This window comes from Hydrogenophaga sp. (genome assembly GCF_035481345.1).
GTDB lineage: Bacteria > Pseudomonadota > Gammaproteobacteria > Burkholderiales > Burkholderiaceae_C > Hydrogenophaga.
Genome location: NZ_DATIGV010000179.1, coordinates 11,805 through 25,538 on the forward strand (window position 1 = coordinate 11,805; position 13,734 = coordinate 25,538).

At 69.2% G+C, this 13,734-nt stretch carries 9 protein-coding genes and 3 tRNA genes; 2 read left to right on the forward strand and 10 right to left on the reverse strand.

Annotation, left to right across the window (positions count from 1 at the left end; all coding sequences use genetic code 11):
- Positions 1 to 71 precede the first annotated feature (71 nt).
- Both cphA (VLG41_RS18210) and cphA (VLG41_RS18215) read right to left on the reverse strand, forming a co-directional pair.
- Positions 72 to 2,648 carry a cyanophycin synthetase gene (gene cphA, locus VLG41_RS18210; RefSeq protein ID WP_325350807.1) on the reverse strand — a complete coding sequence of 859 codons (2,577 nt, stop codon included), beginning with the start codon at positions 2,646 to 2,648 and terminating at the stop codon, positions 72 to 74.
- Positions 2,648 to 4,882 carry a cyanophycin synthetase gene (gene cphA, locus VLG41_RS18215; RefSeq protein ID WP_325350808.1) on the reverse strand — a complete coding sequence of 745 codons (2,235 nt, stop codon included), beginning with the start codon at positions 4,880 to 4,882 and terminating at the stop codon, positions 2,648 to 2,650. The genes cphA (VLG41_RS18210) and cphA (VLG41_RS18215) overlap by 1 nt, the downstream gene beginning before the upstream one ends.
- Before the next feature lie 119 nt (positions 4,883 to 5,001).
- On the opposite strand from cphA (VLG41_RS18215), the gene VLG41_RS18220 reads away from it, so the two are divergent.
- The gene (locus tag VLG41_RS18220) at positions 5,002 to 7,347 is read left to right on the forward strand and encodes an ABC transporter ATP-binding protein (protein WP_325350809.1); all 2,346 of its coding nucleotides are present in this window, start codon (positions 5,002 to 5,004) and stop codon (positions 7,345 to 7,347) included.
- On the forward strand, positions 7,347 to 7,838 hold the full coding sequence (locus tag VLG41_RS18225; protein ID WP_325350810.1) for a DUF1854 domain-containing protein: 492 nt from the start codon (positions 7,347 to 7,349) through the stop codon (positions 7,836 to 7,838). Before VLG41_RS18220 ends, VLG41_RS18225 begins: the two co-directional genes overlap by 1 nt.
- A 78-nt stretch (positions 7,839 to 7,916) precedes the next feature.
- Here VLG41_RS18225 and VLG41_RS18230 read toward each other — a convergent pair.
- The 8 genes from VLG41_RS18230 to VLG41_RS18265 all read right to left on the reverse strand — a co-directional run bounded on the left by VLG41_RS18230 (position 7,917) and on the right by VLG41_RS18265 (position 13,729).
- Positions 7,917 to 7,993, reverse strand: a tRNA-Asp gene (locus VLG41_RS18230).
- Positions 7,994 to 8,060: 67 nt separating this feature from the next.
- Positions 8,061 to 8,136: transfer RNA gene (locus VLG41_RS18235), tRNA-Glu, on the reverse strand.
- Positions 8,137 to 8,219: 83 nt separating this feature from the next.
- Positions 8,220 to 8,295, reverse strand: a tRNA-Ala gene (locus tag VLG41_RS18240).
- A gap of 74 nt (positions 8,296 to 8,369) precedes the next feature.
- Positions 8,370 to 9,755, reverse strand: coding sequence for a glutamate--tRNA ligase (gene gltX, locus VLG41_RS18245; protein WP_325350811.1), 1,386 nt, complete (start codon positions 9,753 to 9,755; stop codon positions 8,370 to 8,372).
- A complete protein-coding gene (locus VLG41_RS18250; RefSeq protein WP_325350812.1) occupies positions 9,752 to 10,963 on the reverse strand; it encodes an O-succinylhomoserine sulfhydrylase in 1,212 nt (403 codons plus the stop codon). The genes gltX and VLG41_RS18250 overlap by 4 nt, the downstream gene beginning before the upstream one ends.
- A 1-nt stretch (position 10,964) precedes the next feature.
- The gene (gene purF / locus VLG41_RS18255; protein ID WP_325350813.1) at positions 10,965 to 12,467 is read right to left on the reverse strand and encodes an amidophosphoribosyltransferase; all 1,503 of its coding nucleotides are present in this window, start codon (positions 12,465 to 12,467) and stop codon (positions 10,965 to 10,967) included.
- 30 nt (positions 12,468 to 12,497) lie between these two features.
- Positions 12,498 to 12,983, reverse strand: a complete 486-nt coding sequence (locus VLG41_RS18260; RefSeq protein WP_325350814.1) for a CvpA family protein — start codon at positions 12,981 to 12,983, stop codon at positions 12,498 to 12,500.
- Positions 12,984 to 12,997: 14 nt separating this feature from the next.
- Positions 12,998 to 13,729, reverse strand: coding sequence for an SPOR domain-containing protein (locus tag VLG41_RS18265; protein ID WP_325350815.1), 732 nt, complete (start codon positions 13,727 to 13,729; stop codon positions 12,998 to 13,000).
- Between the last annotated feature and the right edge of the window lie 5 nt (positions 13,730 to 13,734).

Genomic DNA, 13,734 nt, shown 5'->3' on the forward strand with positions numbered 1-13,734 from the left:
AAAAAGGGCCCAACGAATGGGCCCTTGTGTGAGGCCGCGCCAGCGCGCGACCCGAGCGGGTGCCGCCAGCCTCAGGCCACCACCACCGCTTCCTGCCGCGTGCGTTGTTGCAGATGGGCCAGCGCCGCCTCCACCTGATCCACCAGCACCAGGCACAGGTCGCCCGGTTGCAGGCGCTCCAGCGCGGTGTCGATGGCCTTGAACTCGCCCTGGATCTCCAGCACCTCACGCGCCCGCGAGGCGCCCGCCAGGCCCTCGCGCAGCAGGCCGATCACCTCGCCGTCGGCGCGGCCGCGCTGGCAGGCGTCCTGGTACAGGATCACCTCGTCGAAGGCCTTGCCCAGGATCTGCGTCTGCTCGCGGATGTCCTGGTCGCGGCGGTCGCCAGCGCCACTGATGACGACCGAGCGGCGCTGAGCCGGCAATGCCTCGACGGCCTGAACCAGGGCGCGCATGGCGTCGGGGTTGTGGCCGTAGTCGGCGATCACCGTGGCGCCACGGTAGTCCATGACGTTGAAGCGGCCGGGCGCGTTGTGGGCGTCGTTGTGGAAGCTGGCCAGGCCACGGCGGATGGCGTCCCAGGACAGGCCCGCGCCCCAGGCGGCGGCGATGGCGGCCATGGCGTTCTCGACCTGGAAGCCGATCTGCCCGTTGCGCGTGATGGGAATGCCCGAGAGCTCGAAGCGCTCACCCAGTTCCTGCTGCTCGGCCACGATGGCCCCACCGTCCACGTAGACCACGCGGCGGCCCTGCGCGCGGTGCGTGGCCATCACCGGCTGGTGGCGGTCCTGCGCGAAGTAGATGACCTCGCCGGGGCAGTTGTGGACCATGTCGGCCACGATGGGGTCGGCCGCGTTGAGCACGGCGTAGCCGGTGGTGGCCACGTTCTGCACGATCACGCGCTTGAGCACGGCCAGGTCTTCCACCGTGGTGATGTAGTTCAGGCCCAGGTGGTCGCCCGCGCCCACGTTGGTGACCACGGCCACCTGGCAGCGATCGAAGCCCAGGCCCTCGCGCAGCACGCCGCCGCGCGCGGTCTCGAACACGGCCGCGTCCACGTCGGGGTGGGCCAGCACGTTGCGCGCGCTGCGCGGGCCGGCGCAATCGCCGCTGTCGGTCTGGTGGCCGTTGACGTAGACGCCGTCGGTGTTGGTCATGCCCACGCGCAGGCCACTGGCCGCCATCAGGTGGGCGATCAGGCGCACGGTGGTGGTCTTGCCGTTGGTGCCGGTGACGGCCACCACGGGGACGCGGCCGTCCTCGCCCGGGGGGAACATGTCGTCGATGACGGCCTTGCCCACGTCGCGCGGGTGGCCGTACGAGGGCGAGAGGTGCATGCGCAGGCCCGGCGCGGCGTTGACCTCGACCACGCCACCGGCCTGCTCCTCCAGCGGCTTGAGCATGGTTTCGCAGACCACGTCCACACCGCAGATGTCCAGACCGATCATCTGCGCCGCCGCCACGGCGCGGGCGGCCACGTCGGGGTGCACGTCGTCGGTCACGTCGGTGGCGGTGCCGCCGGTGCTCAGGTTGGCGTTGTTGCGCAGCACCACCCGCTGCCCCTTGGCGGGCACGCTGTCGGCCTGCAGGCCTTGCACGGCCAGGCTGCCCAGGGCGATGTGGTCGAAACGGATCTTCGTCAGCGCGGTGGCGTGGCCCTCACCGCGGCGCGGGTCGGCGTTGACGATGTCCACCAGCTCGCGAACGGTGTGACGGCCATCGCCCACCACCTGAGGCGGGTCGCGGCGCGCGGCCGCCACCAGGCGATCGCCCACCACCAGCAGTCGGTAGTCGCTGCCGGGCAGGTAGCGCTCGACCAGCACCGAGCCGTACCTGGCCGCGGACTCGAAGGCGGCGTCCAGCTGCTCGCGCGTCGTGATGTTGACGGTGACCCCCTTGCCCTGGTTGCCGTCGCGCGGCTTGAGCACCACCGGCAGGCCCACCTCGAGCGCGGCGGCCCAGGCGTCGTCGGCGTCGTGCACCGGCCGGCCCAGGGGCACGGGCACGCCGGCCGCCTGCAGCAGGCCCTTGGTGAGCTCTTTGTCCTGCGCGATGGATTCGGCCACGGCGCTGGTGCGGTCCACTTCGGCCGCCTGGATGCGGCGCGCGCGGCTGCCCCAGCCGAACTGGATCAGGCTGCCGCTGGTGAGGCGCCGGTAGGGAATGCCACGCGCCACCGCCGCGTTGACGATGGAGCCGGTGCTCGGGCCGAGGCGCTCGTCCTCGTCGAGTTCGCGCAGCTCGGCCACCGCGGCGGCCAGATCAAAGGCTTCGCCGCGCAGCACGGCTTCGATCAGTTGGTGCGCCAGTTCCAGCGCGCGGCGGCCCACGGCCTCTTCGCTGTACTGAACCACCACCTGGTACACACCGGATTCGATGGTGGACGAGGTGCGGCTGAAGCTGACCGGGCAGCCCGCCTGCGCCTGCAAGGACAGCGTGGCGACCTCCAGCACGTGGGCCAGGGAGAGCGACCCCCCCGCGCTGTGCAAGGCGCCCGGGTGCGGAAACTGCTCGCGCAGGCGCGCCTCGAAGCCCGGCAGGCTGGCCAGGGCGCGCTCGTTGTCGCCGCAATGCACCACGGTTTCGATGGCGGTGTGGCGGGTCCAGAGGTTGGGGCCGCGCAGGGCCCGGATGCGGGTGAGTTCCATCAGAGGCTCTTCTCGGCAAGGGATTCGGGGGTGACCACGGGTGTCGGCATGCGCCGGATCGGGGCGTGCGCGATCGGCGCCTCGCGATCGAAGGTGCGCAGGCCGGCGGCCATCAGGGCGGGCGAAATCTCCAGCGCCCAGGCGGCGGCCAGCGAGGCCAGCAGCACGGCGGTCTTGTCCTCGGCGGACACGCTGTCGCCCAGCGACACATCCTCCAGCGCCACCACCACGTGTTCCTGCTGACCGTCGCTGAGCACGATCTCGCCCTGGCGCAGGAAGACCGCGCGGCGGTACTGCGCCAGGTGCTCCACCAGCACGGGCAGCTCGGGGTCTTCGGCGTAGAAGATCACGTCGCCATCGCACAGCGACGCCATCTCGGCCACCACCGGGTCGGCGGCGTTGAGCACGGCCGCGCCATCGGGCAGCACGACGTCCACCTGGGTGCGCATCACCTTGAAGAGCTGCTCCACCTCCCGGATGTGACAAGCCGCCAGCGCGGCGCTGCCCGAGGCATCGGTCACCACGCCCACCTGGCAGCGGTCGTAGGCCAGGCCTTCGGTGACGATGGTCAGCGGGTCGTTCTCGAACACCGCCGTCTGCACGCCCCGGTTCATCAGCAGGCGCCGCGCGGCGTTGGCCTTGGAGAAATCGCCGTGCTGCAAGGGGCGCCGACCGAGGAACAGGCCCGCCTTGCAGGCCAGGCCCACCTGCGGGCCGTTCAGCGTGGCCAGCCAGGCCACGAGGCGCGCGATGGCAGTGGTGCCGCGGCTGCCCGCGACGCCCACCACCGGCACGCGGCCGGTGTCGCCGGGCACGAAGAGGTGATCGACGATGGCCCGGCCCACGGGGCGCGGCTGGCCGACGGCGGGCTTGAGGTGCATGAGCAGGCCCGGCCCGGCGTTGACCTCCACGATGGCGCCGCCCTGTTCGGCCAGAGGGCGCGAGATGTCCTGCGCCACCAGGTCGACGCCGGCGATGTCCAGGCCGATCACGCGCGCGGCCAGCGCCACCAGATGGGCGACCTGCGGGTGCACGTCGTCGGTGCAGTCGATGGCGAGGTTGCCGTTGCGCATGATCAGCACGCGCTGGCCGGCCGCGGGCACGCTGTCGATCGCCTGCCCTTGGCGCTGCAGTTCGACGGCCATCGCCGGGTATTCCTCGAGCCGGATGGCGTTGAGCGGGAAGTCCTCGTTGAGGCCGCGGCGCGGGTCGCTGTTGATCTGGCTGTCGATGAGCTGCAGCACCGTGCTGCGCCCGTCGCCCGTCACCCAGGCCTCGTCGCCGCGCGTGGCGGCGACCACGCGCCCGCCGACCACCAGCAAGCGGTGCTCCAGCCCGCGCACGAAGCGCTCGACCATCACCCCGCTGCCTTCGGCGTCGGCCACGGCGAAGGCGGCTTCCACGTCCTCCTGGCGCATCAGCTCCAGCGACACCCCGCGGCCGTGGTTGGCGTCGGTGGGCTTGACCACCACCGGCAGGCCGATGTCCTGCGCGGCCGCCCAGGCGGCTTGCGGGCTGTCGACCACCTGGCCTTCGGGCACCGGCACGCCGCAGGCCGCCAGCAGGCCCTTGGACAGGTCCTTGTCGCTGGCGATGCTTTCGGCGATGGCGCTGGTGCGGTCGGTCTCGGCCGTCCAGATGCGGCGCTGGCGCGCGCCGTAGCCCAGCTGCACCAGGTTGCCGTCGTTCAGGCGAATGTGCGGGATGCGGCGGCCGGTGGCCGCGTCCACGATGCTGGCGGTGCTGGGCCCCAGGCAGAGGTCGTCCACCAGCTCGCGCAGCTCATGCACGGCCGCGTCCACATCGAACGCGCCATCGTTGATGGCGGCCATCAGCAGCTCGTGTCCCAAGGTCAGCGCGCGCCGAGCCACCTGCTCGTCGCGGGCGCGGAACACCATCTTGTAGACACCCCGCTGCGGTGTGCTGCGTGTCTGCCCGAAACCCGTCTGCAGGCCGGCCAGGTTGAGCAGCTCGATCACCACGTGCTCGAGGATGTGGCCGGCCCAGGTGCCTTCCTGCAGGCGCTGCAGGAATCCACCACGCTCGCCGACACCGCAGTGGTGTTCGACGAGGCCGGGCAGCCAGGCCGTGAGGCGCTGGTACAGGCCGGGCAGCAGGTGGGAGGGGTGGTCTTCGAGTTCGCCGATGTCGATCCAGCTCTCGAGGACCGGGCGGTAGGTCCAGATGTTGGGGCCGCCCAGGTAGCTGACGCGCAAAAAGCGTATGGGATTCATCTTGGGTCTCTGTTCAGCGGCCGCGCGGCGGGGGTGCTGCGAACCGGGGTGGCCTGCATCCGGGACAATGCAGGGCACACCGCATCACAGCGGGCACACAACGGACCGATCCGCATTCAATGAACTCAACTTCACCCGAACTCAGGTCGGTGTTCAGTAACTTGCCGCAAACTTGGTCAGAGAAGTTGCGTGACCGGCTACTGCCCAACGAACACGTTTCAGGCTGGCTGCAGGTTGACCTCGATTCGAAATTGAATTTCTCGACCGGCGTGCTGGTGCTGACAACCCAACGTTTGTTGAGCTGGGAGACCGGCGGGGCCGATGCCGGCTGGCGTGAATGGCCCCTGGGGGCGGTATTGTGCTTGAAGCACAGCGATCATGCAGGGGTCGGTCAACTCAGTGTGCACAACGGCCAACAGCGGCTGGGCGTCTGGCGTTTCACCGTGTCGAACAACACGCCGGCCCTGCGCTTCAAGCGTGAATTCGAGCGCGTAAAAACCGCGTTTGATCGCGCGCAAACAATTGCTGCAATGCAAGAATCTGTCGCCGCCCCGACAGGTGCAATCGAGTTGTCGCCAAATCCCGAAAATGATTTGTCGCCGATCAGCGACAAATTAGCCGATGAACCCGAATTGCAAAACCCGCCGTCGACCTGGGTGCTATTGCGCCTGTGGCGATTCGCCCGACCTTATCAGAGCCAATTGGCGCTGGGTTTTCTGCTGACGCTGGCCTCCACCGCGGCGACCTTGGTGCCGCCCTATCTGACCATGCCCCTGATGGACGAGGTATTGATCCCCTTCCAGAACGGGCAGCGCATCGATCCCTGGCACGTGGCCTGGCTGCTGGGCGGCCTGCTGCTGGCGGCGCTGACGGCCTGGGGCCTGGGCTGGGCGCGCACCTACGTGCTGTCGCTGGTGTCCGAGCGCATCGGCGCCGACCTGCGCACCACCACCTTCGAACACCTGCTCGCGCTCTCGCTCGAGTACTTCGGCGGCAAGCGCACCGGCGACCTGATGGCGCGCATCGGATCGGAAACCGACCGTATCTGCGTTTTCCTCTCGTTGCACGCCCTGGACTTCGCCACCGACGTGCTGATGATCCTGATGACCTCGGTGATCCTGTTCAGCATCAACCCCTGGCTGGCCCTGGTCACGCTGCTGCCCCTGCCCTTCATCGCCTGGATGATCCACCTCGTGCGCGACCGCCTGCGCACCGGTTTCGAGAAGATCGACCGGGTGTGGTCCGACGTGACCAACGTGCTGGCCGACACCATTCCCGGCATCCGCGTGGTCAAGGCCTTCGCGCAGGAAAAGCGCGAGGCCGCGCGCTTTCGCGAGGCCAACCGCCACAACCTCGAGGTCAACGACAAGCTCAACAAGACCTGGTCGCTGTTCACGCCCACCGTCACGCTGCTGACCGAACTGGGCCTGCTGGTGGTGTGGGCCTTCGGCATCTGGCAAGTCAGCAAGGGCGAGATCACCGTGGGCGTGCTCACCGCGTTCCTGGCCTACATCGGGCGCTTCTACACGCGCCTGGACGCCATGAGCCGCATCGTCTCCGTCACCCAGAAGGCCGCGGCCGGCGCCAAGCGCATCTTCGACATCCTCGACCACGTCTCGAACGTGCCGGAGCCGGCGCAGCCAGTGAGCCGGCCCCGCATCGAGGGCGGCATCGAATTGAGTGGCGTGCATTTCCGCTATGGCAACCGCTCGGTCATCCGCGGCATGGACCTGCAGATCCGGCCCGGCGAGATGATCGGCCTGGTGGGCCACAGCGGCTCGGGCAAGAGCACCCTGGTCAACCTCATCTGCCGCTTCTACGACGTCAGCAGCGGCAGCATCCGCATCGACGGCACCGACGTGCGCGAGTTCGCCGTGGCCGACTACCGCCGCCACATCGGCCTGGTGCTGCAGGAGCCCTTCCTCTTCTTCGGCACCATCGCGGAGAACATCGCCTACGGCAAGCCCGGCGCCACGCGCGCCGAGATCGTGGCCGCCGCGCGCGCCGCGCACGCGCACGAGTTCATCCTGCGCCTGCCACTGGGCTACGACTCGCTGGTGGGCGAGCGCGGCCAGGGCCTGTCGGGCGGCGAGCGCCAGCGCATCTCCATCGCCCGCGCGCTGCTGATCGACCCGCGCATCCTGATCCTCGACGAAGCCACGTCCAGCGTGGACACCGAGACCGAGAAGGAAATCCAGAAGGCGCTGGACAACCTCGTGGCCGGGCGCACCACCATCGCCATCGCGCACCGGCTGTCCACGCTGCGCAAGGCCGACCGGCTGGTCGTGATGGACCGCGGGGAAGTCGTCGAGGTCGGGCCGCACGACGAGCTGATGGCGCGCGAGGGCGCCTACTGGCGCCTGTACATGGCGCAGCTTCGCAACGTGGACACGGAAGACGAGCCGGGCCTCGCCAGCCCCATCACCAACCCCACGGCGCACGGCGCCACGGCAGGCACGGCCTGATGGACACCGGAACCCAAGCCATGACCACCACCGACTGGACACTCCGCCGCGACCCGCAGGGCCCGCTGCAACTCACCACCGCGGGCGGCCAGGTGCACACCGGTGTGCTGCCCGTGCGCGCCTTTCCGCTGGCCGCGCCCGAAGAAGGCCTGTCGCTCGTCGGCAACGATGGGCATGAACTGCTGTGGATCGACCACCTGTCCACACTGGACGCCGCGACGCGCGCGCTGATCGAAGAAGAACTGGCGCCGCGCGAGTTCATGCCCCGCATCGAGCGCATCCTGAGCGTGTCGGGCTACGCCACGCCCAGCACCTGGGCGGTGGAGACGGCGCGCGGTCCCGCGCAACTGGTGCTCAAGGCCGAGGACGACATTCGCCGGCTCGACGGCGGGCGCCTGCTGATCGAGGACGGCCACGGCGTGCTGTTCGAGATCGCCGACCGCTTCGCGCTGGACCGGGTGTCCAAGCGCATCCTCAACCGCTTCCTGTGAACCGGCGTCGACGAAGCGCCGACAAGCGCTTCGGAAATGAAAAAAGCCTTGCTCAGCGTTGAGCAAGGCTTCTGGATCTGGCGGAGTGGACGGGGCTCGAACCCGCGACCCCCGGCGTGACAGGCCGGTATTCTAACCAACTGAACTACCACTCCTGGCAGGCGGCTTTCGTTCTTGCGAACCAAGTGCCACGACTTGTGCCTACTTGCCTTGCGGCTTGTTTGGCGACCCTACGGGGATTCGAACCCCGGTACTCACCGTGAAAGGGTGATGTCCTAGGCCTCTAGACGATAGGGTCATAACCTGGACGGAAGCCTCGCATTGTATCAGCGGCAGTGTCTGCTTTTCCTGCCGTCGCCACCATGCGCGACTTCGAATCTGTGGTGGAGGTAAGCGGGATCGAACCGCTGACCTCTTGCATGCCATGCAAGCGCTCTCCCAGCTGAGCTATACCCCCACAGGGTTCGCTGTTCCGTTTCGCCGATCACTCGGCGTTGCGTCCTAGCGAGCCTCGCATTATATGCCAGAAATTCAGGCTTTCCGCAGACGCGCGATCACGATGTCACGCGATTGCAGTTCCAGCACGGCATCGAGCGACGGCGTCTGCGCCGTGCCCATCACCAGCACGCGCACGGGCATGGCCAGTTGCGGCATCTTCAGGCCGTGCGCGGCCAGCACCGCCTTGAGCGCGGCCGAGATGGCCGCCTTGTCCCAGCTCGCCAGGTCGGCCAGTGCCGAGGCCAGCGCCGCCAGTGCCGGCTTCACGGCCTCGGTGATGTGCTGAGCGCGCTCCTCGGCGCTGGGGTTCACGTCGGCGTAGAAAGCCGCGGCCCAGTCGGCCAACGCCACGGTGGTGTCGCAGCGGTCCTTGAAGAGCCCGCAGATGCGCGGCAGGCGTTCATCGGCGGTGATGCCACGCTTCTTCAGTTGCTCGGCCACCAGCGGCGCGAGCGCCTCGTCGGCCATGGCTTTGAGGTGCTGGGCGTTCACCCAGCGCAGCTTGGCCTCGTCGAACTGCGCGGCGCTGCGGCCCAGGTGGTCAAGGTCGAACCACTCCAGGAACTGCGCGCGGCTGAAGATCTCGTCGTCACCGTGGCTCCAGCCCAGGCGGGCGAGGTAGTTCACCATGGCGTCGGGCAGGTAGCCCTCGTCGCGGTATTGCGTCACGGGCTTGGCGCCGTTGCGCTTGCTCATCTTCTCGCCCTGCTCGTTGAGCACGGTGGGCAGGTGGGCATACACCGGCGGCTCCTTGACGAGCGCGCGGAAGATGTTGATCTGGCGCGGCGTGTTGTTGACGTGGTCGTCGCCGCGGATCACGTGCGTGATCGCCATGTCGATGTCGTCCACCACCACGCAGAAGTTGTAGGTGGGCGTGCCGTCGGGGCGCGCGATCACGAGGTCGTCGAGCTCGTCGTTGCGGATCTCGATGCGGCCCTTGACCTTGTCGTCCCAGGCCACCACGCCGCCCTGCGGGTTCTTGAAGCGCAGCACGGGCTTGCCGCCTTCGGGCACGGGCGGCAGTGTCTTGCCGGGTTCGGGGCGCCAGGTGCCGTCGTAGCGCGGCTTTTCCTTCGCGGCCATCTGGCGCTCGCGCAGGGCGTCGAGTTCTTCCACGCTCATGTAGCAGGGGTAGACCAGGCCCTGGGTCTGCATCTCGGCCAGCACCTGCTTGTAGCGGTCCATGCGCTGCATCTGATAGAACGGCCCCTCGTCGTGGTCCAGGCCCAGCCAGGCCATGCCTTCGAGGATCACGTCCACTGCGGCCTGCGAGGAGCGCTCGAGGTCGGTGTCCTCGATGCGCAGGATGAAATCGCCTTTCTGGGAGCGCGCGAACGCCCAGGGATACAGGGCCGAGCGGATGTTGCCGAGGTGGATAAAGCCGGTCGGCGACGGTGCGAAGCGGGTGCGGATGGTCACGGCAGGGTGTCGAGGCCGCGCGAGAGATCGGCCTGCATGTCGTTGAGGTGTTCGAGGCCCACGGCCACGCGGATCAGGCCCTGACCGATGCCGGCCGCCTGGCGCTGCGCCTCGGTGAGGCGGCCGTGCGAGGTGCTCGCGGGGTGGGCGCACAGGGTTTTGGTGTCGCCCAGGTTGGTGGACAGCGAGAGCACGCGCAGCGAATCCAGCACGTGGAAAGCGCGCTGGCGGGCCTGGTCGGGATGGGCCGCCTTCACGTCGAAGGACAGCACCGCGCCGCCCACGCCCGACTGCTGCTTCATCGCGAGTTCGTGCTGCGGGTGACTGGCCAGGCCCGGGTGGTACACGCGCGAGACCGAGGGATGCGCCTCCAGCCAGCGCGCCAGCGCGAGCGCGCGATCGCTCTGCGCGCGCATGCGGATGTCCAGCGTCTCCAGGCCCTTGAGCACCACCCAGGCGTTGAAGGGCGCGAGCGTCATGCCCGCGCTCTTCAGCACAGGCAGGAATTTCTCGGTGACCATGGCCTGGCTGGCGCACAGGGCGCCCGCCATCACGCGGCCCTGGCCATCGAGGTACTTGGTGCCCGAGTGCATCACGATGTCGGCGCCGAAATCCAGGGGGCGCTGCAGCGCGGGCGTGGCGAAGCAGTTGTCCACGCACAGCAGCGCGCCGGCGTTGTGGGCCAGGTCGGCCAGGGCCCGGATGTCGCAGACCTCGGTGAGCGGGTTGGTGGGCGTCTCGGCGAACAGCAGCTTCGTGTTCGGGCGCAGCGCGGCTTTCCAGGCGGCCACATCGTCCTGCGGCACGAAGCTCGACTCCACACCGAACTTGCCCAGGTCGCTGCCGATGAGCTTGATGGTGGAGCCGAACATGGAGCGCGAGCACACCACGTGGTCGCCGGCCTTGAGCAGGCCCATGCACATCATCAGGATGGCCGACATGCCCGAGGCCGTGCCCATGGCGGCCTCGGCCCCTTCGAGGGCGGCGAGGCGGCGCTCGAAGCTGGTGACCGTCGGGTTGCCGTAGCGGCCGTAGGTGAAGCCGTCCTCGTCACCCGCGAAACGGCGGGCCGAGGATTCCGCCGAGGACTGCACGTAGCCGCTGGTGAGGTACAGCGCCTCGGAGTTCTCACCGTAGGGGCTTCGTTCGACGGCTTCGCGCACCGCCAGCGTGTCGCGGTGCAAGGACTTGCGCAACTCGTCGTTCAACTCAGGCCTCCTGGGCGTTCGGCAATGCAAGGCGCGAGGTGTCCTCTTCGCCTTCTTCACTCTGCGGGCGGCCCTGGTTGAGCCGTTCGATGTCCTGCGGCGTGATGTCGCCGGTGACGTAGACGCCGTCGAAACACGAGGCGTCGAAGCCGTCGAGCGCGCTGTTGAGCGAGCCCACGGCCTGTTTCATGCCATCCACGTCCTGGTAGATGAGCGCGTCGCAGCCGATGAGCTCGCGCACCTCTTCCACCGAGCGGCCGTGGGCCACGAGTTCCCCGGGCGTTGGCATGTCGATGCCGTAGACGTTGGGAAAGCGCACCGGCGGCGCGGCGCTGGCCAGGTAGACCTTGCGCGCGCCGGCGTCGCGCGCCATCTGCACGATCTCGCGGCTGGTGGTGCCGCGCACGATGGAGTCGTCCACCAGCAGCACGTTGCGGCCCTTGAACTCGCTGCCGATGACGTTGAGCTTCTGGCGCACCGACTTCTTGCGCACGGCCTGGCCCGGCATGATGAAGGTGCGGCCCACGTAGCGGTTCTTCACGAAGCCTTCGCGGTAGGGCAGACCCAGCAGGCGCGCGAGTTCCATCGCGCTCGGGCGCGAGGACTCGGGGATGGGGATGACCACGTCGATCTCGTTCGGTGGCACGGTGGAGATCACGCGCTTGGCCAGCGTGGTGCCCAGGTTCAGGCGCGCCTGGTAGACCGAGATGCCGTTCATGACGGAGTCGGGCCGGGCGAGATAGACGTACTCGAAGATGCAGGGCTTGAGCACGGCGTTCGGCGCGCAGCGCTCGGCGTGCAGTTCGCCCTCCAGCGTGACGAACACCGCCTCGCCGGGCTGCACGTCGCGTTCGAAGTTGAAGCCCGAGCCCTCCAGCGTGACCGACTCGCTGGCCACCATCACGCTGCCCTCGTGCCGGCCGATGCACAGCGGGCGGATGCCAAAGGGATCGCGGAAGGCCAGCAGGCCGTGGCCGGCGATCAGCGCCACCACCGCGTAGGAGCCCTTCACGCGCGCGTGCACGCCGCGCACGGCGGCGAACACGTCGGCCGGCTTGAGCGGCTCACCGCGCGTGCACTTCTCCAGCTCGTGCGCCAACACGTTGAGCAACACCTCGGAGTCGCTCTCGGTGTTGATGTGGCGGTGGTCGGTCTGGAACAGCTCCTGCTTGAGCGCGTGCGCGTTGGTGAGGTTGCCGTTGTGCACCAGCACCAGGCCGAAGGGCGCGTTCACGTAGAAGGGCTGGGCCTCTTCCTCGCTGTAGGCGTTGCCGGCCGTGGGGTAGCGCGCCTGGCCCAGGCCGCAGTTGCCCGGCAGCGCGCGCATGTTGCGGGTGCGGAAGATGTCGCGCACCATGCCCTTGGCCTTGTGCATGAAGAACTTGCGGCCCTGCTGGGTGACGATGCCCGCCGCGTCCTGGCCGCGATGCTGCAGCAGCAGCAGCGCGTCGTAGATGAGCTGGTTCACCGGGGTCTGGCTGACGACGCCGACGATTCCACACATGATGGTGTCCTTGGGTAGAGGTTCAGAAGTTCAGGGGATGTAGCGAGCGAGCGGGTCGGGCAACAGCGGCTTGGCCTGTTGCAGCGTGCCGCTGAGCGCGTTGGCGATGGGTGAGCCCTGCCACCACGCGGCCGATTGCATCTGCGTCATGGTGACGACCAGCGCGAGGGCGAGCAGGATGACCAGGCCACGAAGCAGGCCGAAGGCGCCGCCGAGCACGCGGTCCACGGGGCGCAGGCCCACGGTGTTGACGAATTTCTGCACCAGCCAGGCCACCAGGCCGCCGAGGAAAGCCACCGCGATGAAGACCAGCGCGAAGCCGATGGCCAGTTGCAGCGGCGGCGCAACCTTGTCGATGGGCAAGTACGGCACGACGTCGTCGGCGAAGGCCTGGGCGAAGAGAAACGCGGCCACCCACCCGAGCACCGACAGCACCTCGAACATGAGGCCGCGCCAGATGCCCAGCAGCACCGACAGCACCAGCAGCGTGAGCAGCACCCAGTCGGTCAGCAGCATGGAGCGCCCTCGGCTCAGAGCGTGAGGATGGCGGCCGGCAGGCCCAGCGCCTTGACGCGCGCGGCGGCCTTCTCGGCCTCGGCGCGGCTGTCGAAGGGGCCCACGCGCACGCGCGTGCGTTTGCCGTCGGACGTCTGCGCCACGTTGACATAGGTCTTGAGGCCGGCGCGTTCCAGCTTCTGCCGCGCCTCGCGCGCGCGGGCCTCGTCGGCAAAGGCGCCCACCTGAACGACCACGCGCTCGTTCGCGGCGGCGGCGGGCGGTTGCTGGCCACGCAGGAGCGCCTGGGCGCGCGCGGCCTCGGCGGCGGCGTCGCGCTTGGCGGGCTCGGGGGAGGGCGCGGGTGCCGGGGCGGGAGCCACCGGTGCAGGCGCGGGCGCGGGACTGGGCGCTGGCGCCGGTGCCGGGCTAGGCGCGGGGGCTGGGCTGGGCGCCGCAGCGGGGGCGGGCGAAGGCGTCGGCGCGGGGACTGGCGAGGGTGCGGGTGACGGCGAAGGCGTGGGCGCCGGGGCCGGTCGGGCCGCGCCCGCCAGCGGCGGCGCGCCGTCCCGGCCGGGGATCTCGATCGGGATGTCCACCGCGATCGGGCGCGGCTGGCTGTCGAACAGCAAGGGGAAGCCGATGACGCCGGCCGCGACCAGGATGCTGGCGCCGATGAGGCGGTGCCGCGCCCGGCGGCGCACCGCTTCGATGGTGGGAGGCGGTGCGGATGCGCTGCCCTGGGAGCCGGAGCGTGAGCTGATCATGGGGT

Bases quoted from the DNA above. Each gene is read 5' to 3' on its own strand.
- VLG41_RS18220 (WP_325350809.1), top strand. From the start codon at position 5,002: ATGAACTCAACTTCACCCGAACTCAGGTCGGTGTTCAGTAACTTGCCG.
- cphA (WP_325350807.1), bottom strand. From the start codon at position 2,648: ATGGAACTCACCCGCATCCGGGCCCTGCGCGGCCCCAACCTCTGGACC.
- VLG41_RS18265 (WP_325350815.1), bottom strand. From the start codon at position 13,729: ATGATCAGCTCACGCTCCGGCTCCCAGGGCAGCGCATCCGCACCGCCT.
- VLG41_RS18225 (WP_325350810.1), top strand. From the start codon at position 7,347: ATGGACACCGGAACCCAAGCCATGACCACCACCGACTGGACACTCCGC.
- cphA (WP_325350808.1), bottom strand. From the start codon at position 4,882: ATGAATCCCATACGCTTTTTGCGCGTCAGCTACCTGGGCGGCCCCAAC.
- VLG41_RS18260 (WP_325350814.1), bottom strand. From the start codon at position 12,983: ATGCTGCTGACCGACTGGGTGCTGCTCACGCTGCTGGTGCTGTCGGTG.
- purF (WP_325350813.1), bottom strand. From the start codon at position 12,467: ATGTGTGGAATCGTCGGCGTCGTCAGCCAGACCCCGGTGAACCAGCTC.